Annotated in this window: 21 protein-coding genes; 14 read left to right on the forward strand and 7 right to left on the reverse strand. The window is 62.8% G+C overall.

Translation table 11 applies throughout. The annotated features are described in order from the left end of the window. The first annotated feature begins 7 nt into the window (after window positions 1–7). From P7C00_RS20395 to P7C00_RS20440, 10 genes are all read left to right on the forward strand, one after another. The gene (locus tag P7C00_RS20395; RefSeq protein WP_404937238.1) at window positions 8–1045 is read left to right on the forward strand and encodes an AraC family transcriptional regulator ligand-binding domain-containing protein; all 1038 of its coding nucleotides are present in this window, start codon (window positions 8–10) and stop codon (window positions 1043–1045) included. Between the two features lie 183 nt (window positions 1046–1228). Beyond that, on the forward strand, window positions 1229–2854 hold the full coding sequence (locus P7C00_RS20400) for an NADP-dependent glyceraldehyde-3-phosphate dehydrogenase (RefSeq protein WP_404937239.1): 1626 nt from the start codon (window positions 1229–1231) through the stop codon (window positions 2852–2854). Window positions 2855–2982: 128 nt separating this feature from the next. Then, complete coding sequence (locus P7C00_RS20405) at window positions 2983–4026, forward strand: FUSC family protein (protein ID WP_346635270.1); 1044 nt, start codon at window positions 2983–2985, stop codon at window positions 4024–4026. A 334-nt stretch (window positions 4027–4360) separates the two neighbouring features. Beyond that, window positions 4361–4897, forward strand: coding sequence for a CS1 type fimbrial major subunit (locus P7C00_RS20410; protein ID WP_346635269.1), 537 nt, complete (start codon window positions 4361–4363; stop codon window positions 4895–4897). Window positions 4898–5093: 196 nt separating this feature from the next. Then, entirely contained in the window at window positions 5094–7229 is a 2136-nt protein-coding gene (locus P7C00_RS20415; RefSeq protein WP_404937240.1) for a TcfC E-set like domain-containing protein, read from the forward strand. Window positions 7230–7255: 26 nt separating this feature from the next. After that, entirely contained in the window at window positions 7256–7924 is a 669-nt protein-coding gene (locus tag P7C00_RS20420) for a hypothetical protein (protein WP_404937241.1), read from the forward strand. Next, window positions 7924–8970, forward strand: a complete 1047-nt coding sequence (locus P7C00_RS20425; RefSeq protein WP_404937242.1) for a hypothetical protein — start codon at window positions 7924–7926, stop codon at window positions 8968–8970. The genes P7C00_RS20420 and P7C00_RS20425 overlap by 1 nt, the downstream gene beginning before the upstream one ends. A gap of 14 nt (window positions 8971–8984) precedes the next feature. Further along, window positions 8985–9473: a hypothetical protein gene (locus tag P7C00_RS20430; protein WP_404937243.1), complete on the forward strand. Its 489-nt coding sequence runs from the start codon at window positions 8985–8987 to the stop codon at window positions 9471–9473. A gap of 3 nt (window positions 9474–9476) precedes the next feature. Then, window positions 9477–10022, forward strand: a complete 546-nt coding sequence (locus P7C00_RS20435) for a hypothetical protein (protein ID WP_404937244.1) — start codon at window positions 9477–9479, stop codon at window positions 10020–10022. Between the two features lie 69 nt (window positions 10023–10091). Beyond that, window positions 10092–10805: a hypothetical protein gene (locus P7C00_RS20440; RefSeq protein ID WP_404937245.1), complete on the forward strand. Its 714-nt coding sequence runs from the start codon at window positions 10092–10094 to the stop codon at window positions 10803–10805. On the opposite strand, the gene glp is transcribed toward P7C00_RS20440, so the two are convergent. Both glp and moaB read right to left on the reverse strand, forming a co-directional pair. Then, the gene (glp, locus tag P7C00_RS20445; RefSeq protein ID WP_346635262.1) at window positions 10802–12007 is read right to left on the reverse strand and encodes a gephyrin-like molybdotransferase Glp; all 1206 of its coding nucleotides are present in this window, start codon (window positions 12005–12007) and stop codon (window positions 10802–10804) included. The two genes, P7C00_RS20440 and glp, sit on opposite strands and share 4 nt — an antisense overlap. Further along, window positions 12004–12543, reverse strand: a complete 540-nt coding sequence (gene moaB / locus P7C00_RS20450) for a molybdenum cofactor biosynthesis protein B (RefSeq protein WP_102881605.1) — start codon at window positions 12541–12543, stop codon at window positions 12004–12006. The genes glp and moaB overlap by 4 nt, the downstream gene beginning before the upstream one ends. A 225-nt stretch (window positions 12544–12768) precedes the next feature. Here moaB and mobA point away from each other — a divergent pair, with 225 nt between their 5' ends. From mobA to fdhD, 3 genes are all read left to right on the forward strand, one after another. Continuing rightward, window positions 12769–13386, forward strand: coding sequence for a molybdenum cofactor guanylyltransferase MobA (mobA, locus tag P7C00_RS20455; RefSeq protein ID WP_404940056.1), 618 nt, complete (start codon window positions 12769–12771; stop codon window positions 13384–13386). Between the two features lie 108 nt (window positions 13387–13494). Further along, window positions 13495–14388 carry a LysR family transcriptional regulator gene (locus P7C00_RS20460; RefSeq protein ID WP_346635261.1) on the forward strand — a complete coding sequence of 298 codons (894 nt, stop codon included), beginning with the start codon at window positions 13495–13497 and terminating at the stop codon, window positions 14386–14388. 54 nt (window positions 14389–14442) lie between these two features. Continuing rightward, window positions 14443–15270, forward strand: coding sequence for a formate dehydrogenase accessory sulfurtransferase FdhD (gene fdhD, locus P7C00_RS20465; protein WP_404937246.1), 828 nt, complete (start codon window positions 14443–14445; stop codon window positions 15268–15270). Between the two features lie 72 nt (window positions 15271–15342). On the opposite strand, the gene moaE is transcribed toward fdhD, so the two are convergent. From moaE to moaA, 5 genes are read right to left on the reverse strand one after another with little or no spacing between them, the layout of a single operon-like run. Beyond that, entirely contained in the window at window positions 15343–15801 is a 459-nt protein-coding gene (gene moaE / locus P7C00_RS20470) for a molybdopterin synthase catalytic subunit MoaE (protein ID WP_404937247.1), read from the reverse strand. A 3-nt stretch (window positions 15802–15804) separates the two neighbouring features. After that, on the reverse strand, window positions 15805–16056 hold the full coding sequence (locus tag P7C00_RS20475) for a MoaD/ThiS family protein (RefSeq protein ID WP_404937248.1): 252 nt from the start codon (window positions 16054–16056) through the stop codon (window positions 15805–15807). Then, window positions 16053–16535 carry a cyclic pyranopterin monophosphate synthase MoaC gene (gene moaC / locus P7C00_RS20480; RefSeq protein ID WP_346635257.1) on the reverse strand — a complete coding sequence of 161 codons (483 nt, stop codon included), beginning with the start codon at window positions 16533–16535 and terminating at the stop codon, window positions 16053–16055. Before moaC ends, P7C00_RS20475 begins: the two co-directional genes overlap by 4 nt. A 26-nt stretch (window positions 16536–16561) precedes the next feature. After that, entirely contained in the window at window positions 16562–17461 is a 900-nt protein-coding gene (locus P7C00_RS20485; RefSeq protein WP_102881610.1) for a bestrophin family protein, read from the reverse strand. Between the two features lie 45 nt (window positions 17462–17506). Continuing rightward, window positions 17507–18505, reverse strand: coding sequence for a GTP 3',8-cyclase MoaA (moaA, locus tag P7C00_RS20490; RefSeq protein ID WP_404937249.1), 999 nt, complete (start codon window positions 18503–18505; stop codon window positions 17507–17509). A gap of 456 nt (window positions 18506–18961) precedes the next feature. Between moaA and P7C00_RS20495 the strand changes: the two genes are divergently transcribed. Next, on the forward strand, window positions 18962–21286 hold the full coding sequence (locus tag P7C00_RS20495) for an FdhF/YdeP family oxidoreductase (protein ID WP_346635255.1): 2325 nt from the start codon (window positions 18962–18964) through the stop codon (window positions 21284–21286). The last annotated feature ends 58 nt before the right edge of the window (window positions 21287–21344 follow it).

The raw sequence follows: 21344 nt of genomic DNA on the forward strand, positions 1-21344 counted from the left end.
CGCCGTCATGACCGTGAAGACCAGTTGGTACGAAGCCGATACGCGGTTTATCCCCGGGCACTATCAACCGGCAGCGCTGATCGATCTGGCGCTGTCCCGGGACATCGACAGCCACCGCCTGCTGCGCGGCACCGGGCTGTTCCATGAGGACATCCTGGCCGGCCAGACCCGCCTCAGCCCGCAGCAGTTCCTGGCGCTGATCGGCAACGGCCGGCGCCTGCTGGATGCCGACGACAGCAGTTTTCTGTTTGGCCAGCGCCTGCTGCCCGGGCATTACGGCGCCGCCAGCCATGCCCTGCGCCATGCACAGAACCTGCATCAGGCCCTGGATGCCCTAGTGCAGCAGCAGGCCCTGCTCAGTCCCCTGGCCAGCCCGCGCCTGGTGTTCGATGAACAACACGCCTACTGCTACTGGCTGGACAGCTGCGGCGCCGGCGAGCACTGGCGGTTCCTGCTGGAAGCCAGCATGACCTCGCTGGTGGCCATGAGTCAGTGGCTGGCCGGACAGCGCCTGCCCTGGGAATGCAGCTTCAGCCACAGCGAACCGCGCTACGTCGAACAGTACTGGGTGCACCTGGGGGAACAGACCCAGTTCCAGCGCCCCCTGGACCTGATGCGCATCCCCCGGCAATACCTGACCCGGCCCTGGCCGGGCGCCTCGGCCACCGCCGGCCAGGTGGCGCGCCTGGAGGCCGGCGAGCACCTGCGCCAGCTGGGGTTTTCCAGCAGTTTCCTCGATGCCCTGTACCGCTACCTGAAAGCCCATGTGCGCAGCATCCCGACCCTGGAACAGGCGGCCCAGGACTTCGCCATGAGCCCGGCGACCCTCAAGCGCAAGCTGAGCAAGCACCACAGCGGCTACCAGCAGCAGGTGGACCGGGTGCACAAGCACGTGGCCCTGTACCTGTACCAGATCAAGGGCTGGAGCAACGAGGCGGTGGCCGAGTACCTGAACTTCAATGACCCGGCCAACTTCCGCCGTTCGTTCAAGCGCTGGACCGGCAGCACCCCGACCCTGATCCGGCAGTTGCTGGGCAGCGGCTGAAACGTTTAATCTCGAACCACGACCGCCGACGCGCCGCAGGTCCGCACGCTTGTGCCACGGGCCGTCGCGCTCGCACGCCCGGTGCACAAACCGCTAAAGCGCCGGGCCATTCAGGCGTATAAACCATGGAGCGATGCCGCCGCTGTCACCGCGCCGGAGCCATTTCCAACACGGGGTAGAGTCATGACCACAGCCAATGTCCTCAACAACCTGTTTCCTGCTGCCGCCGACATCCCCGAAGCCTATCGCCTGCCCGAGCCGGTGGAGCAGCGCGACTACCTGGTGGACGGTGAACTGCGCACCTGGAACGGCCCCCTGGCCCAGGTCCGCAGCCCGATCTACCTGAGCGGCGCCGAGGGCGACACCCAGGTGATACTTGGCAGCACACCGCTGCTGGACGCCGACACCGCCCTCACCGCCCTGGACGCCGCCGTGCGCGCCTACGACCGCGGCCAGGGCGCCTGGCCAATGATGCGCGTAGCCGAGCGCATCCAGCACGTGGAAGCCTTCCTGGCGCGCATGCGTGAACAGCGCACGGCGGTGGTCAAGCTGCTGATGTGGGAAATCGGCAAGAACCTCAAGGACTCGGAAAAGGAATTCGACCGTACCTGCGACTACATCGTCGACACCATCGGCGCGCTCAAGGAACTGGACCGGCGCTCCAGCCGCTTCGAACTGGAGCAGGACACCCTCGGCCAGATCCGCCGCGTGCCTTTGGGCGTGGCCCTGTGCATGGGCCCCTACAACTACCCGCTGAACGAGACCTTCACCACCCTGATCCCGGCGCTGATCATGGGCAACACCGTGGTGTTCAAACCGGCCAAGCTCGGCGTGCTGCTGATCCGCCCGCTGCTCGAAGCCTTCCGCGACAGCTTCCCGGCCGGGGTGATCAACGTCATCTACGGCAGCGGTCGCGAGACCGTCAGCGCCCTGATGGCCAGTGGCAAGATCGACATTTTCGCCTTCATCGGCACCAACAAGGCCGCCAGCGACCTGAAGAAACTCCACCCCAAGCCCCACCGCCTGCGTGCAGCCCTGGGCCTGGATGCGAAGAACCCGGGGATCGTGCTGCCCGACGCCGACCTGGACAACGCCGTCAGCGAAGCCCTCACCGGCTCCCTGTCGTTCAACGGCCAGCGCTGCACCGCGCTGAAGATCCTGTTCGTCCATGAAAGCGTGGTGGAGCGCTTTATCCAGCAGTTCAACGCCAAGCTGCAAGGCCTCAAGCCGGGCATGCCCTGGGAGCCGGGCGTGGCCCTGACGCCGCTGCCGGAAAACGCCAAGGTCGACTATCTGCATGCCCTGGTGGCCGATGCCCAGGCCCACGGCGCGCGGGTGGTGAACCCTGACGGCGGCGCTTCCCGGGCTTCGTTCTTCTACCCGGCGGTGCTGTACCCGGTGAACCCGCAGATGCGCGTCTACCACGAGGAGCAGTTCGGCCCGGTGGTGCCCATCGTGCCCTACCGCGACCTGGACACGGTGATCGACTACGTCCTGGAATCGGACTTCGGCCAGCAGCTGAGCCTGTTCGGCAGCGACCCGGCAGTGATCGGCCGACTGGTGGACACCTTCGCCAACCAGGTCGGGCGGATCAACATCAACGCCCAGTGCCAGCGCGGGCCGGACACCTTTCCCTTCAACGGTCGCAAGAACTCCGCCGAGGGCACGCTGTCGGTGCATGACGCCCTGCGTACCTTCTCGATCCGCACCCTGGTGGCCACCAAGTTCCAGGAGCGCAACAAGCAGTTGATCAGCGACATCATCCGCAATCGCGACTCCAGCTTCCTGACCACCGACTACATTTTCTAGACAGTGTTGCCGGGCTCGCCAGGGGGCGAGCCCCTCCCTTAATCTGCCTCTGAATCAGCCACTCATCAGCTATTGGAGAAACCGGTCTGGGCCCGTTCAAACACCTGCGGGGCATCCACCTGCCCCCCTTGCTGCAGCGCCTGCTGCGTCCCGTGCTGGACCCGTACCGGCGCTACCGTCACGCTCGTCTGATCCACGCGGTGCGGGTCGCCCTCGGCCTGATCGCCACCATCCTGTTGACCACCGGCCTCAACCTGCCCCACGGCGAGTGGGCCTCGGTGACCATGCTGGTGGTGATCGGCGGCCTGCAGCACCACGGCAATATCGGCAAGAAAGCCGCCGAGCGGGCCATCGGCACCCTGGTGGGTGCTGGGGTCGGCCTGGTGCTGGTGGTGCAGCAGGCGTACTTCGGTCATCCCTGGCTGACCTACCTGGGGATGTCGGCGGTCTGCGGCTACTTTTCCTACCACGCCATCGGCAAGGGCGGTTACACCGCGCTGCTGGCGGCCATCACAGTGTTCATCGTCGCCGGCCATGGCGACAACCAGATCAGCGACGGCCTGTGGCGCGCGGTGGACATCCTCATCGGCATTGCCCTGGCCCTGGCGTTTTCCTTCGCCATTCCGCTGTACGCGGTGTACTCCTGGCGCTACAACCTGGCCAGCGCCTTGCGCGACTGCGCGCAGTTGTACGGACGGATCATCCAAGGCCAATCGGTGACCGACGACGAACACCTCAAGCTCCTGGGCCGGGTCAACGCCGCCATGCTGCAACTGCGCTCGCTGATGCCTTCGGTGTCCAAGGAAGTGCGGATTTCCATGACCGAGCTGGACGCCATCCAGCGCAATCTGCGGATGTGCATCAGCACCCTGGAGATCCTCGGCAACACCCGCCCCGACGCCAGCGACCCGCACGCCATGGCGCAGATGCAACTGGCGCTCAAGACCGAGCACCGGCAAATCCGCGTGCAGCTGATCGGCATGGCCCGGGCCCTGCAAACGGGTGTCACCCAGCGCCTGGAGAAACCCCTGGAAGGCCATGCCGATAACGCCCTGGAGGCGCCGCTGTATAGCGCCCTGGACGGTTACCGGCTGCTCACCCGGCAGTTGGCCGCGACCCTGGGCGAGATGCGCCAGCGATTGGCCAAGAACGCCCGGCACTGGAAGATCTGAATCAAGTGCAACCCTCAAGCGTCGGTCCAGAGTGACTTCTGGACACTAGCCAGACAGTCACTCAGTTTTTCAACCCGCTCGCACAACACTTTTCACAGACCCGACCTTATTATAAAAACAACTTAACAACGCCACTTCCGCCCCTGACAACATATTGAATCACCCCCGCTTTCAGGAGGTTCTTGGAGAATTCCAAGAACCTTCTTGTTCCTTTCCAAAACTAAAATAGCGATCATTATTGCGGGTTACTTACTACTAGTCACCCATGCATATCAAAAAGTAACCCACATAATAAAGTTACTTTTCCGCCTCACTTTTTAGTACGGAAGTCATCATGAAGCTTAAAAACATCCTCATCGCCATGGGCTTGAGCGGTGCACTTATTGGCATGGCACATGCCGCGCCAAGTTCGACGAACATCGTCTCCAAAAAAATTACACTCACCGCACAAATCAACGATGCCATGTTTGTTTCCAAAGCGGATGGCACGACCTGGTATGAAACTGAGGAACTGGAGCCCCTGGACCAAACCCAGAAAGCTTTCACCAAGACTCTGCCGATCCGGGTCTGGACCAAAAATAGCGAGTTCAATGTTTCGCTGGCACAACCGTTGAAAATGTCCAACGGCACTTATGAGATGACCAACACCACAGTCAGTATTTTTCATGCCGGCGGCGAAGGTGCAGTGACCTTCGGCAAGCCGTTGAAAGTGACCCAGACAGTAGCCGGCAACGGTGGTTATGACGAAGTGCACAATCTGAAGATCAGCGCCAAGGCACCGACCAAGACCGAAACCGGCCCCAGCACCGATGGCAGCTACAGCGGCGACCTGGTCATGCTTTTCGAGCCTGTTGCCGCCTCCGGCAGCTAAATCGCAGCGCCCCGTCTCATGAGCCCTCCCGAGGGCTCTTCTTTGCTGTCACTGGAAACACTCAGGCATGCGCCCGTATAAACTTTCCCATCAACTACACAGACTTCTTGTGTGCGTCATTTCGCTTGTCTCGACCCAAGCGCTCGCTCAAGTAAAGATCACCTATGGAGTTCCTGAAGGTTTTAGCGCGGTGGAGATGGAAAATACTGCACGTTATGTCGCCACCTATAATGGTCGAACCTTACCCGGCTTTATCAGTTATTCCCTGGAACAGAGTGGCCTGGTGTTCGACTCGGCGCAATACAGAGAGAATGGCATTGCACTTGAAGACCTGCGAACAATCAAACGCATTCTCACCGAAATCAACTATAAGCAATGCACTAACGGTTGCGACCTGCGCGTGGCCGATCATTATGTAACCCTCGATAAAACCCGGCGTACACTGAGCATTCGCAATACCCGCGAAGACTATCTCGCGCCTACAACTTCCTGGGGCCTGATCAACAATCAGTCCCTGGACCTGCGCGGTTCTTCCGACCGTTATCGCGCCCTGAACTTCAACGGCAATACCTGGCTCGGCTTACCGGGGCGCAGCTTTGGCTATATGAACTGGTATGCCAACCGCAGCCGCAGCAGCAACGGTCAGAGCAGCAGCGATCAGGGCATATCGTCCTATTACCTGCAGAAGAACTTTGCCGACACCTATGTGCGAGCCGGCAAGCAAAACAGCATCGACTTCGGCTCGGGCTCGGTCAGCACGGTGCTCTCACCCAGTTTCGACCAGTTCTTGACCTTGGGCAGCCAAGGCAACCTGCGCAGTAACCGTGACGCCGGTTCCCTGGTGCTGTTCTCCACGGCCGAAGGCAACTACGAGTTCTATCGCAACGGACGTCTGGTGCTCAAACGCCCCGCTGCGCTAGGCCGCAATGAAATCAGCTTCCTCGATCTTCCGGGTGGCTACTATCCCATCGAAATTCGCCTGGTGGACCGCAACGGCGGTCTGGTGAGCCAGGAAACCCAGGACGTCAACAACCTGAACTTTACCGGTGAAGGGGCAAACTCCTGGCGCGTCACCGCGGGCAAGGATATGGAAGAAGGCGGACAACTGTTCGAGGCCGCCCTGAGTCGCAACCTCAGCCAGCTCTATTTGAATGCGGCAGCCGTGGCCAGTGACAGTGCAAGCTGGGCTTCGGAGATCAACCTCTCGCGCCCCACCACAGTGGGCAGCCTGAACCTGTCACCCACGCTGGGGATGTTGTCTGGCGAGCGGGGTTCAGGCGGCTACGTCAACCTGAACCTGAGCGACGAGATGCTCGGTAGCCTCATGCTCAGTCGCTATCAAAGCCGTGAGGTATCGCGCTTCTATTGGGGAACGCCCAGCACCAGTCTTTCGTACAGTAAAAACCTTGGGGGGGTGCTGTTCGCCTACAACTATCGAACCTTCAGTGGCGCCGAGACCCAACAGGCTGAAATACGCTGGAACTACCGGCCCAACGGCCTATGGTCGACGTTTTCGCTGGGGGTGCAAAAAGGCGGTTCTCTGCCGGGTGATAGCGATTACACCCTCTACGTCAACATGTCGTGGATGCTCGATCGGTCCCAGGCGAGCTTGCGCGCCGCGCAGTTTGGCGGCCAGACACAGGTGACCGCTGACTACCGCAAAACCTTCCAGGACAGCTACGGCACCTCCTCCAGCGGCCTGACCGTCAATCGCAGCAATGGCATGAACAACATCAACGCCTATGGCAGCCGCTCCGGTACCCGGGGCGACGCCTCGCTGAACGTCGGCCACAGCGATGACGCCAACAACCTCGACTTCAACTACCGCGGCATGCTCGCGGCCAATAGCCAGGGCATGGCCCTGGGACGCTACAGCAGCAGTGGCAGCGCCATGTTGCTGGAAACCCCCGATCTCCAGGGCACCCCCTACGGCTTCAGCGTGGAAGGTCACCCCGTGGCGGGAGGCAGTACCTACGCCGTGCCCCTGGGCCAATACGGCGATGTGCCCTTTGCCCGAGTCGTGAGTGCCAGCCAGGACATGGACATGAACATCGAGGTGCCGGCGAACATCGTCCGGGCCCACCCCGGGCAGGTGTACAACGCCCGGGCCAAGGTGGACATCAACATGGTCTACAGCGGCCTCCTGGTGGACGCCAGCGGCCGGCCCGTGGGCGGCAGAATCCTCGAAACCGGTGATACCGCCTATCCCAACGGCCTGTTCTCGATCAGCCACAAGGCGGTGCTGCACAGCATCACGGTGGAACAGCCGGGGCGCCAATACCGGTGTGACCTCACACGTACCGTCAAAGGCAGCTACTACCCGTGCCAGTAACCCAACCCTCCAAACAGGAACCCACCATGACACTGCGTACCACGCTGCTGGCGCTACTGAGCTGGACTGCACTGGCTCAGGCCGAGGGCGAGTTGCTGGTCATGCCCGCCAGCCTCAAGGTCTACAACAACCACGAGCACTCGGTAACCGTGCGAAACGTCGGCGACGCTCCACTTTACCTGTCGATCAATCTGCTCAAGGTGATGAACCCGGGGCTGGAGCCGGAGCACAAGGTGCCTCTGCAGCAACTCGATCGCCCGGGCATTCTTGCCAGCCCGGACAAACTCACCCTGGGCCCTGGCCAAAGTCGCGCCATCAGCCTCAAGTCCCTCGCCGAGCCGGGGGCCGAAGAACTGTTTCGCCTGTACGTAGTGCCGGTGCGCTCCATGCAGGTGGAAGAAGCCCCCCAGGACAAGATCAGCGCGCCGATGTCGGTGGCCGTGGGTTACGGCGTGCTGGTGCGCCATATGCCGCCGCCGGCCAAACAGCAATCGGGCTGGTCACATCGCTGCGATGCCACGGGCCTGACCCTGGAGAACACCGGCAACGTCCGCCTGGTGCTGTCGGAAGTCGAGGTGGATCGCGGCTCGCACAAACGCAAGGTGGCCTTGTTCCCTGGAACGCCCCAGCACTTCAACGGTAAGCGCCTGAGCCTGCTGAGCAATGATCAGCCACAGACCCTGGAATGCCCCTGATGGATACACAGCAGCGGTCACCGGTCAGGATCACTCCAAGCACCGCCCTGCCCCTCAAGGGCTGGAGCTGGAAATTGCTTTGCTCTGGGTTGCTGGCCTACCTGGCGCTGGGAGCGGGCGAGGCATCCGCTCTGGTCCTGAAATACAGCGACCTGAGCAACAGCTATAGCAACTGTAGCTTCAAGGACAACGGCAATGGCACCAGCACTTTACAGGTGACCATCAGCTACAAGACAGCATCGGGTCATACCAACGGCAACACGTTTGAATCACGGGGAGTTCTCATCTACACCTACGACGCCAATGGCAAGCTTAAAACCAGTTCCACAGTTGCCAAGAATCTGACGCTCGACGGAAATAAATACTCGAGAACCTACACCGGGGAGGACTACGTCATCTATCGCGGCAGCTCTGGCTCATGGACAACCCTGAGCCCCATTACCGCCTCCGTTGAAGTACAGGTCGACAACTCAAATATCGCAGCCTGGCCTGCCGTCGGTATACGCGCAGGCAACTACACAAATAGCAATGACGTGGGCGAAAGCAACGGTCTGGCCTACCTGTCATCAACCACCAAGGGCGGCGACTGTCGCGTGCTGACTAACCCGGACCTGCCTCCTCCGCCTGTGGATACGACCATCACCATGACGGCGCCGGACTGGGATCTGGGTGAGCTGCTCAGGGGCGAGGAAACCCTGAAGACTTTCAACGCCAGCCAGGATCAGCTGTGCTTCACCTATGACGGATCGAAGTTCATCACCTATCAAAAGTTCATCATCAACGCGAGCAACGAAAACGGCCTCTCGGCCAACGGCCGCTACCAGCTCAGGAACCTCGAGGACAGCTCGCAAACCGTGCCGTACACGGTAGCGCTGAACAGTGGCAGCACCCTGGTGCCCTTGCCCAACACCCAAAATGCCCTGTTGTCCCTGAGTTCCGACGGCCGCACCTGCTTTGTGCCGACGTTCAGGACATTGGCCGAGAAGTGGGTGAAAGGTGGGGCGTACAGCGATGTACTGACCTTCACCATCGTGGCCAAGCCCTAGGAACACCTCTGCCGATGAACTATCCCATCGTGGTTTTTCTGCTCTTGCTGTCGCTCTGGTCACCCGCGGGCCTGGCAGCCGGCGTCCTGAAACTGTCTCGCACAGAGTTGCGCTTCACCCCCGACGAACCTCAGGGCGAGCTCTATGCACAGAACACCGGCGATACCCCCTTGTACCTGGAAGTGGATCAGCGGCTGGTGCTGAACCCGGGGCAGTCCCCCGAGCACCTGCTAGCCATTCATGAAGTGCAGCGGCCCAGCTTGCTGGTCACCCCCGGTCGGCTGGTACTGGCACCGGGGCAGAAGTACCGGATGACCTTGAAAGCCCTGAAGACCCCCACCAGCAATCAGGTCTGGCGCATTACCTTCAGGCCCCGGGAGCGCCTGATCGTGGAGGCCGGTACGGACGCCGGACAGCCGGCGCCCCTGGCCGTGAGTGTGGGTTATGGCGTGGTGATTTATCAGCGGGCGGCGAACCACCGTTCCCCGGCCCATCTGGAGTAGCACATGAACAAAACAGTAATCGCCTGCTGGCTGGCGGCCCTGGGGACGCTCCCGGCCCTGGCGCCGGCGGATGTGATCCTGCAAGGCAAGACCAGCAGCAAGATCAGCGCCTACCTGAAACCGAACAACAACCTGTTCGTCACCGACGACCAGGGCGGATGGTTCGATCAGGGCCTGGAGATGGTGCAACTGGGAGGCTGGAACACACCCTACGAAGTGCAGGCGCGGCTGCGCATTGTCTCGTCCACCGGGGTCTTCCAGGTGCGCCTGGATGAACCGTTGCAGATTCGCAACGCCAGCAACGCCGCACAGGTGTTCCTGCGCCCCAAAATCAACCTGGGCGCAGAAGGCGAGATGCCCAAGACCCTGGCGGTCGGCCTGGGCACGGAATTCAACAACCCTCCCCGGCCAGCGCCCGGAGAAGACTCCACCGGCTATTACGGCCTGACGGTCTCGGCCTATCCACCCGATGGCAGTTTCAAGGAGACCACCGGCGCCTACAGCGGGGTCTTGTCGCTGACCTTCGAGCCGGTGATTACCGACCCTTGATCCGTACCGTTCGCAGCCGTGCCTAGCAAGGGCCGCCGGCCTGGCTTTAGTCCTTCCCATGGGAACCTCATGAAACTCTTTAACCTGTGTACGCACGTGCTGTTGTCGTGGTTGGCGATGATTGCGCCGGCCTTGGCACTCATCGATATCCAACCCCAGATCAGCGAGGTTCGGGACACGCCGATGACGGTGGAAATCACCAACAAGGGACAGCGTCCTGAATATGTCTCGATCAGCCTGTCGCGACTGATCAACCCGGGGGTCGAGCTGGCGGATGAGCGCCTTGAACCCATCACCCAAACGGTCCGGCCCCAGCTCTATGCCTCGCCCTTCCAGCTCAAGCTCGCCCCGGGGCAGAGCAAGACCGTCACCTTGAAACCCCTTGAGTCGGTGGAGCAGGAGCAGGTTTACCGCCTGGACATAAAGCCGGTCATGAACCTGCTGGACCCCAAGCAAACGAATATCGCCGGCAGCGTAGTGATCAACCTCGCCTTCAGTGCACTGGTGCGCCAATTACCGCTGAAAGAGACGGCTCGGCTTGAGGTGCGCTGTGAGGCCGAGGGTGCGCGTTTTTTTGCCACCGGCAACACCCGCTATCTGGTTGAAAACGCCATCGTCGATGGCTCGCCCAATGAGCCATTCAATGTGTATCCAGGCGTCCCGTTGCTGTTGAAAGGCACGAAGATTCAAGCGCCTGAACAACCGCCCTGCTCAGGTGCCGGTCAGGGTGGGCCTGGCGCATCAAAACAGCACGCCACGGCCCGCCTCGCACCGGGAATCTAGAACAACTCGCTGAAGGGAATGAAACGCGCCGAGTCGCCCACCTGCAGGGTATGGCCTTCAAGGATCTCCACCAGGCCATCGGCCCAGGACGCTCCCAGCAGGACCCCCGAGCTCTGGTTCGGATAGAGCACGGCGCGGCCGTTTTCCAGGCGTGCCCGCAGGTATTCCCGACGGCTGCCGGCCTTGGGCCAGTTGAAGGCCACGCTGACCGGCACGCTCAAGGGCGCGACCTGTTCCACTCCCTGAATCCGCAACAGGTAGGCCCGGGCCAGCAGGCCGAAGGTCACCAGGGCCGAGGCCGGATTGCCCGGCAGGCCGATCACCGGCACCTGGCCGAAGTGGCCCACCGTCAGCGGTTTTCCGGGTTTGATGGCGAGCTTCCAGAACAGCGGCCGACCGTTGTTCCTCAGCACCTGGCCCAGGCAGTCGGCATCCCCCGCCGAGACGCCACCGGTGGTCAGGATCAGGTCCGCGCCGTGCTGCAACTGTTCCAGCCTGAGCCGAGTCTGCTGTGGCTGGTCGGGAAGAATCCCGGCGTCGATGACCTCGCAGCCCAGGGTGTCGAGCCAGTGGCGGAGCAAGGTGCGGTTGCTGTTGTAGATGCAACCCGGACGCATGGGCATGCCCGGCTCCAGCAGCTCATCGCCGGTGGACAGCAACGCCACTCGCGGACGGCGCACCACTTGCAGCTCGGTGCAGCCCTGAGCGGCAGCCACCGCCAGTTCGAAAGCCCCCAGGCGTTTGCCGGCTTGCAACAGCACCTCACCGGCCCGGTTCTCCTGGCCTTGGGGACGGATGTTCTGTCCCGGTTTCAGCGCCTGGGTGAAGCGTGCCCGGCCATCTTCCAGCCACTCGACATTCTCCTGCATCTCCACGCAGTCAGCGCCAGCGGGCACCGGGGCACCGGTGAAGATCCGCGCACAGGTACCCGGCTGCAAAGGGTCGCCGGGCTGCCCGGCAAACACCGTCTGCGAGACCGGCAATGGCTCACCGTCCCAGTGCTGCAGGTTCAGGGCGTAGCCGTCCATGGCGCTGTTAGGCCAGGGCGGCAAGTCCAGGGTCGCCACCAGGTCAGTGGCCAGCACCCGTTGCCGGGCTTCATCCACGGCCAGGGTTTCGCTCTCTGGCAGGCGCTGGGTATCGGCCATGGCCAGCAGGCTGGCCAGTGCTTCTTCCAGCGACATCAAGTGGCCCTGGCTCATCCCCGGGACTCGCAGGCCTGCACCGGTTTGAGGTGCGGCACGAAATTGCACGGCCGATGGCGGGCATCCAGTTGCTCGGCAAGGATGCCTTCCCAGGCGGTGCGGCAAGCCCCGGTGGAGCCCGGCAGGCAGCACACCAGGGTGCCGTTGGCCAGTCCGGCCAGCGCCCGGCTCTGTACCGTGGAGGTGCCGATATCGAGGATCGAGATGGCGCGAAACAGCTCGCCAAAACCGTCGATGTGCTTGTCCAGCAGGCAGCTCACCGCTTCGGGGGTGCTGTCGCGGCCGGTGAAGCCGGTGCCGCCGGTGATCAACACCACCTGGATGCGCTCATCGGCGATCCAGGCCGCCACCTGGGCGCGGATCTTGTACAGATCGTCCTTGAGCAGGTTCCGTTCGCTCAGGGTGTGGCCGGCTTCCAGCAGACGACTGACCAGCAGTTGCCCGGAGGTATCCGTGGCGTATTCCCGGGTATCGCTGACCGTCAGCACGGCCATGTTCAAGGGTACAAACAACGCATCCGACTTCACGCTCATGTCACTCTCCGACCGGCAAGATAAAAACCATGGGTGCAGGCTAAAGGCCCGAAAGCGCGGCTGTCTAATCGTTCTGGCTGACCGGATTATCGAGGCGCTCTATCGTCTGGCCCCAGGCAACGGCGCGTTGATAAGCCGGATCAATCGGCCATTCAACAGTTCCGATTGGACGTGCCCGAAGGACAATGCCATCGTTTGCGCCACCTACTTGATATGCGTCCCGCCATGACCCCGATCCAGCCTGCACCCGCCTGTTCCCTGCCCTGCTCGATCCTGCTGCTGGCCGGTGGCCGCGGCTCGCGCATGGGCGGCCAGGATAAGGGCCTGGCGACCTGGCACGGCCAGCCGCTGATTGCCCATGTGCAGGCGGTGGTGCGGCCCTTCAGCGATGACCTGATCATTTCCTGCAACCGCAACGCCGAGCAGTACCGGTCCTATGCCGATCGTTTGGTGGCGGATGAACAACAGGACTTTCCCGGCCCTCTGGCGGGCGTGCTGGCAGGCCTGGCAGTGGCCCGGCATCCCTGGCTGTTGGTGCTGGCCTGCGACGCGCCGCGGATCGACAGCGCGCTGATCCAGGCGCTGCTGGATGCTCGCGCAGAGGACGCCCCTCATCCGCTGATGGTGCAACAGGCCGGGTACTGGCAACCCATGTTCAGCCTGATTCCCACGGCGCTGGCAGCGAGCGTGCGCCAAGCCTGGAACCTGGGTGAACGCAGCCTGCTGCGGGCCCTGGCACCCCATGGACTGAGCGCCCTGCCCTGCGCCGCGGACGACCCGCGACTGAGCAATTTCAACACCCCTGAACTACTGTCTGAAACAGACCCCAGGCCCTTGGCCTGAACGCCGAAGGTGTTCCCCGAAGGTCCGGCCCGGGAAGATTGAAGGCCTTTCCATAGGCCGGACACCTGCGTTAATACTGACTCCGATTTCCTCACAACAGGTGCCATTGTGGACATCAAGCAACTCAAGTTTCTCATCGCCCTGGAACAGACCCGGCACTTCGGCCAGGCCGCCGCGCGCTGCCACATCACCCAGCCGACCCTGTCCATGCGCCTGCGCAACCTTGAGGACGAACTGGACCTGATCCTGGTGACCCGAGGCCAGCGCTTCGAAGGCTTCACCGAGGCCGGCGAGCGGGTGCTGGCCTGGGCCAAGACCCTGCTGGCGGCCCACGACGGACTGTTCGCCGAAGCCGCTGCCTGTCGCGGGCAACTGGTGGGTAACCTGCGCCTGGGCCTGGTGCCGCTGAGCGGCTTCAACCCCATCAGCTATGTGCAGAAGCTCTCGGCGAGCTTTCCCGAACTCAAGTTCAGCCTGTCGTCCGCCAGTTCCGACCGGATCATCGAGGACATCGGCAACAACCAGCTGGACCTGGGGGTCTGCTACCTGGACCACGTCAACCCCAACTACCTGGACTTCTTCGAGATCGGCGAGACCCGGGTCGGCCTGCTCTATGACACCCGGCACTTTCATTTCGAAGGCAGCGAGATGAGCTGGGAGGACGCCGCCGAACTGCCCCTGGGAATGCTCAGCACCGGCATGCACTATCGCAAGTCCATCGACCTGAGCTTTCGCAGCCGCGGCCTGAACCCGACGCCGATCCTGGAGAGCGATTCCACCTACCAGCTGTTCCAGGCGATTCACGAAGGCTTCTGCTGCTCGATCATGCCCCTGGACAGCGGCCTGGATTCGCCCATCGACAACCTGGCCTTTATCCAGCTGCCGGATGCCAGCGTGCTGGCGCCCCTGGGCCTGGTGATGCGCAAGACCGAGCCGCGCTCGGCGATTGCCGAAAAGTGCTTTGCCGAAGCCAGGAAACTCTTTGCCATCAAGGCCGAATGAACGCCCCCGGGGCCAGCGTGCCCCGGAGTGAATCGACTGTATTGAGGTGTCGTCATGGTTTGCCGTATCGAACAAACGGAACAACAGCCCGAGGCCAATGCACCGGCGCCCGCGCCGCAGCGCGTGGCCTATCGCGAATACAGCCCCGAGGGCGGGGTGGCCGAGGCGCCGCTGGCTGCGGAAATTGCCCTGGCCATCACTTACAACGGCCTGAGCCAGGCGGTGATGATGGTGTCTCCCGGCAACCTGGAAGACTTCATTCGTGGCTTCAGCATCACCAACGACATCGTCAGTGACCTCAGCGAAATCTACGACATCCGCCTGAGCCACTTTCCCCAGGCCTGCCAGGCCGATGTGCAGATTTCCAGCCGGGCCTTCTGGGCCCTCAAGGACCATCGCCGGCAAATGGCCGGAACCAGCGGCTGTGGCTTATGCGGCGTGGAAGCCCTGGAACAGGCGCTACCGCAACTGCAGATCCTCGAACCTTCGCCGCTGCCCTGCGCCGAACACCTGCAAGGCCTGCGCGAGCGCATCGAACAGGCCCAGCACATGGCCCGCAGCAGCGGTGCCCTGCATGCGGCGCTGTACTTTGACGAACAGGGTGACGTGCGCCTGTGCCAGGAAGACATCGGCCGCCACAACGCCCTGGACAAGCTGATCGGCGCCCTGCTGAACGCCGGGATCGACGGCCGCCGGGGCTTCACCGTGGTCACCAGCCGCTGCAGCCTGGAACTGATCCACAAGGCCGTGCGCGCCCGTCTCGGCACCCTGGTCAGCCTCTCCGCGCCTACCGCACTGACCGTGCAATGGGCCAACAAGCACCACCTGAACCTGATTCACGTGCCCCACCGCAACGCCCCGCGGATCTACAGCCCGGTGTAAATGCACAACGCCGGATGACAGGCATCCGGCGTTGTTCCCCCCTTCCCTCAAGCCTCACTCACCGGCATAAGCTCAACGCTCTGCACACCAACGTTCGGCAGCCTGCCGGTCGCTCTCGCGTCCGTCGATCCAGCGTTCGCCGCTGGGGGTGACTTCGCGCTTCCAGAACGGGGCGCGGGTCTTGAGGTAATCCATGATGAAGGCGCAGGCCTCGAAGGCGGCTTGCCGGTGGGCACTGGCCACGCCGACGAAGACGATGGGCTCGCACACCTGCAGCAGGCCCACCCGATGCACCAGGCTCACGCGGTTCAGCGGCCAGCGCTCCTGGGCCTGTTGCACGATGCCCTGCAGCGAGCGCTCGGTCATGCCCGGGTAGTGTTCCAGGAACAGGCTCTGTACCGCCTCCCCCAGGTTGAGGTCACGTACATAACCGACAAAGGTCACCACGGCGCCGACACGGCTATCGCCGGCCTGCAATCCGGCGTTGAGTTGCTCAAGGTTGAAGGCCTGGGTCTGCACCTGAACGCTCATGCTTCAGCCTCCGGTCACTTGGGGAAAGAAGGCGATTTCATCGAAGTCCTCGATCACCGCATCGAGCTTGCACAGGTCCTGGTTCAGCGCGCACATCAGGCTGTTCTCCCCCAGCACAGCGGCCCAGTTTTCACCCCGGGCCATCAGCAGCCGACGCACGTCATCGACGGTGCGCAAGTCGCGGTCCAGCGGCAGCTTCTCGCCGCCGCTGCCCAGTTGTTCGCGGTAGCGGGCAAAGTAATTGACCAGAATCATTGCGTGTCTCCAGCGATGAACAGCCCTGATTTGCCGCCCTGCTTCTTCAGCAGTTGCAGGCCCTCGATGACCATGCCCCGGTCCACTGCCTTGCACATGTCGTAGATCGTCAGCGCCGCCACGCTGGCGGCGGTCATGGCCTCCAGCTCGACCCCGGTGGCACCGTTGAGGCGGCAGCAGGTGGTGATCCGTACCCGGTCCGGCGGCACCGCTTGCAGTTCAACGCGGATGCCGCTGAGCAGCAGCGGATGGCACAGGGGAATCAGCTCGTGGGTCTTCTTCGCCGCCATGATCCCGGCGATGCGCGCCACAGCGAACACGTCGCCCTTGGGGTGGCCGTTGTCCTGGATCAGTTGCAGGGTCGCCGGGAGCATGCGCACCCAGGCCTGGGCCTGGGCTTCGCGGTCAGTGGCCGGCTTGGCGCTGACGTCCACCATGCTGGCCCGACCCTGGGCGTCCAGGTGAGTGAGTTCGTTCATGTGCAACCTCGGAAAAAGACAGTGGATCAGCTCAGGACATAGTCCACCGGCACCAGGGCCGGCGGCAGTTCAGTGGCCCCCAGGGCGTCGAGAATCTCGCGTTCGAGGGTGCGCACCAGGGCGTCCATCGGCAGGTCGTTCTCATCGTGGCCAAAGGGGTCCTCCAGCTCGTCGCCAATGGCGTCCAGGCCAAAGAAGGTGTAACTGACGATGGCGGTGAAGATCGGCGTCAGCCAGCCCAGGGGCTCGGCCATGGCAAAGGGCAAGAGGATGCAGAACATGTAGCTGGTGCGGTGCAGCAGCAAGGTGTAGGGGAACGGCAGCGGCGTGCCCTTGATCCGCTCGCAGGTGGTTTGCGCGGCGGTGATCCCGGACAGCAGATTGGCAATCAGCAGGTAGCGCCACTCGCTGATCACGCCCGAAGTCGCCAGCGCCGAGCACTGGCGTGACACCTGGCGCAGGATGCTGTCCGGCAGGTTCGGCGTCCGGGCCGCCGGCCAATGGCTGAGCCAGGTGCCTGCCGCGCTCAACTCGTCCTCCTGGCGCAGCCGGGCCTTGAGGGCGTGGGCGAAACCGCACAGGTCCCGCAGGATGCTGCTGCGGGCCTGGGCATCGCCGAGCACCTGGGTTTCGCGGATCAGCGAACGCACCTCGGTAAGCACCGCGCCCAGGGCCTTGCGCCCTTCGTACCAGCGGTCGTAACAGGCGTTGTTGCGAAAGCTCATGAAGATCGACAGCGACAGCCCGAGCAAGGTGAAAGGCGTGGCATTGACCTTGGAAAAGTACGCCGGGTGCAGGGTTTCGATCAGCACGATGGCCGAGGCCAGCAGGGTCACCAGCAGGCTGCGCAAGGCGATGCGCTTGGCAATCGAGCCCTTGAGGGAGATCAGCACGCTGATCAGGTTGGGTTTGGATCTGACGATCATCGGGGCACGACCTGTAAACCAGAGAAGAGAGCGACAGCGGGCCGATCAGCCGCCGGTCATGTTCATGAAACGCACCACCTGGACCTCGTCGTTGAGCTCGAAGTGATGACGGTAGGGCTTGAGTTTCATCGCCTCGACAATGGCCCGCTGCAGGCGCTCGGCATCGCCGGGATGGGCGCGCAGCACGGCCTTGAGGTCCACCGAGTGTTCGTTGCCCAGGCACAGCAGCAGGCGCCCTTCCACCGTCAGCCGTACGCGGTTGCAGGTGCCGCAGAAGTTGTGACTGTGGGGCGAGATGAAGCCCAGGCGGATCTGCGGCGCCTCAGCCAGGCGCCAGTAGCGCGACGGCCCCTGGGTCGACTCGGCGGACTCCATCAGGGTGTAGCGCTCGGCGATCCGCTCGCGGACCTGGGCGCTGGAAAAGAACGCATCGCTGCGGCTGTGCTCGCTGATGGTGCCCAGGGGCATCTCCTCGATAAACGAGAGGTCCAGGCCGCGGTCGATGGCGAACGCCACCAGCTCGTTGATCTCCTGGTCGTTGCGCCCTTTCATCACCACGCAGTTGAGCTTGGTGCGCTCAAAGCCCGCGGCGTTGGCCGCGTCGATGCCGGCGATGACCCGGGACAGGTCACCGCTGCGGGTCAGTTGGCGAAACAGCGTCGGGTCCAGGCTGTCGAGGCTGATGTTGAGGCGCTTGACCCCGGCCTCGAACAGCGGCGCCGCCAGCTTGCCCAGTTGCGAGCCATTGGTGGTCATGCACAGCTCCCGCAGCCCCGGCAGTTGCCCGATGCGCTCGCACAGTTGCACCACCCCGGGACGGATCAGCGGCTCGCCCCCGGTGAGGCGGATCTTGCGCGTACCCAGGGCGACGAAACGCTGGGCCAGCTGGTACAGCTCTTCCAGGGTCAGGATGCGTTGGCGCGGCAGGAACTGCATGTCCTCGGCCATGCAATACACGCAGCGGAAATCGCATCGGTCGGTCACCGACATACGTAAATAGTCGACCCGTCGAGCAAAGCCATCCACCAATACTTGATCTGACATCACAGCCTCTATCGACGGTTGCGACCTATAGGTCTTAGTTGTAATTCGCGGCCACAAACGACCGTTAAGGAGTTATTGGCGGCAAGACTAAGAGCGATTAAAAGTTGCGTCCAATCGCTATTTGCAACTGATTGATCAATGCAATCTATCACCGAAAAAACCGCCAGCAATCAGTACCGCAAAGTCTACTCAAGCCATTGTTTATCATGACTTTTAATTCTTGATAGAGGCTTTCGATCAGCCGGTCATTAATTGCGATTAGACAGCCGACACAGGCGCCGAATAGGCTTTATTCGTGGCCCATGAAACAGGCCTTCAAGTCACTCCGTAGCCCTAAGCAGATCCAAACTTAAACGGCTTCACAACAAAACCGCATTTAGCCTGTGCAGTAAAACAATCACTGACATTGATTCATTGTCGGGCGGTTGCCTGCGTGCGCTGTATTGGAGAAATATCATGAGCGAAGTTGATCGATACAAACCCTACAAGGGGGCGGCCGCCGGTTGGGGGGCACTGATCGCCGTGACCAAGAACTGGCTGGGCAGTGAAAACGCCTTCAAGAACATCCGCGCCATGCTCAAGACCAACCAGAACGGCGGCTTCGACTGCCCGGGCTGCGCCTGGGGCGAGTCGCCGGAAAACGGCATGGTCAAGTTCTGCGAGAACGGCGCCAAGGCAGTCAACTGGGAAGCCACCGGGCGCCTGGTGAACCCGGCCTTTTTCAACAAATACACAGTCTCGGCCCTGGCCGCGCAGAGCGACTACTGGCTCGAGTACCAGGGCCGCCTGACCCACCCGATGCGCTACGACGCGTCCCAGGACCGCTATGTAGAAACCACCTGGGACGAGGCCTTCGAGCTGATCGCCAGCCACCTCAAAGGGCTGGACTCGCCGAACCAGGCAGAGTTCTACACCTCGGGCCGGGCCAGCAACGAAGCGGCCTACCTGTATCAGCTGTTCGTGCGCGCCTATGGCACCAACAACTTTCCCGACTGTTCGAACATGTGCCACGAGGCCAGTGCCGTGGGCATGTTCGAAAGCGTCGGCGTGGGCAAGGGCACGGTGGTGTTCCATGACCTGGAAGAAGCCGACGCGATCTTCGTCATCGGCCAGAACCCCGGCACCAACCACCCACGGATGCTGGAGCCACTGCGCGAGGCGGTGAAACGCGGTGCCCAGGTGATCTGCTTCAACCCGCTCAAAGAGCGTGGCCTGGAACGCTTCCAACATCCGCAACACCCGCTGGAGATGCTCACCAACGGCTCCGAGCCCACCTCCTCGGCTTACTTCCGCCCGGCCCTGGGCGGCGACATGGCGGCCTTTCGCGGCATCGCCAAGTTCCTCCTGCGCTGGGAGCGCGAAGCCCTGGCCAACAACGGCGAAGCGGTGTTCGACCGGGCCTTCATTGCCGAGCACACCTCGGGCCTGGACAGCTACCTGGCCGAGGTCGATGCCACGTCCTGGAACCACATCGTCGAGCAGTCCGGCCTGACGCTCGCCGACATCGAGCTGGCGGCGCGCATGTACCGCAAGGCCAAGCGCGCGATCATGTGCTGGGCCATGGGCCTGACCCAGCACACCCATTCGGTGCCGACCATCCAGGAAGTGATCAACGTGCTGTTGCTGCGGGGCAATATCGGCCGCCCCGGCGCCGGCCTGTCGCCGGTGCGCGGCCACAGTAACGTGCAGGGCGACCGCACCATGGGCATCAACGAACTGGCGCCCACCGAGCTGCTGGATGCCCTGCAAGCGCGCTTTGGCTTCAAGCCGCCACGGGAGCACGGGCACAACACGGTGATGGCGATCTCGGCCATGGAACAGGGCCGGGCCAAGGTGTTCATCGGCCTGGGAGGCAACTTCGCCCAGGCCACCCCGGACACCCCGCGTACCCACGCCGCCCTGCGCAACTGCGAGCTCACCGTGCACATTGCCACCAAGCTCAACCGCAGCCATCTGGTGACCGGTCGCGAGGCGCTGATCCTGCCGTGCCTGGGCCGCACCGATATCGATATCCAGGCCAATGGCCCGCAAGGCATCACCGTGGAAGACACCTTCAGCATGGTGCACATCTCCCATGGCCAACTCAAACCCAAGTCGCCGCACCTGCGCTCGGAACCGGCGATCATCGCCGGCATCGCCAACGCCACCCTGGGCCAGCACCCCATCGACTGGCTGTGGACCATCGAAGACTACGGACGCATCCGCGACCTGATCGCCGATACCATCCCCGGGTTCGAGGACTTCAATCTCAAGCTGCTGCACCCCGGCGGCTTCCACCTGGGCAACGACGCCACCCAGCGGCGCTGGAACACCACCACCGGCAAGGCGCGCTTCATCCCCAGCGTGCTGCCCGAGCACCTGATCAGTGCTGGGGTGCGCAAGCTCAAGGTCAAGCCGGACCTGATCCTGCAGACCATGCGCTCCCACGACCAGTACAACACCACTCTGTATGGCCTGGATGACCGTTATCGCGGGGTCTACGGCATGCGCGAGGTGCTGTTCGCCAACGAACAGGACATTCGCCAGCTGGGTTTCGAGCCGGGGCAGAAGGTCGACATCGTCTCGCTGTGGGATGACGGCCGGGAGCGTCGGGTCAGTGGTTTCACCCTGATCGCCTACGACATTCCCGCCGGCCAATCCGCCGCCTACTACCCGGAAACCAACCCCCTGGTGCCCCTGGAAAGCTATGGCGACCGGACCTACACGCCGACCTCCAAGTTCATCGCCATCCGCCTGGAGCCGGCTGCGGCCAGCAACCTGATCCAGTCCGTCGGCGTGTGACCCAGCCTGGGGCGGTGCGACCACCACCCCAGCCTTCACCCGCGCAGTGCCCCTGCCC

The organism is Pseudomonas sp. JDS08PS003 (assembly GCF_045013505.1).
Classification (GTDB): Bacteria; Pseudomonadota; Gammaproteobacteria; order Pseudomonadales; family Pseudomonadaceae; genus Aquipseudomonas; species Aquipseudomonas protegens_B.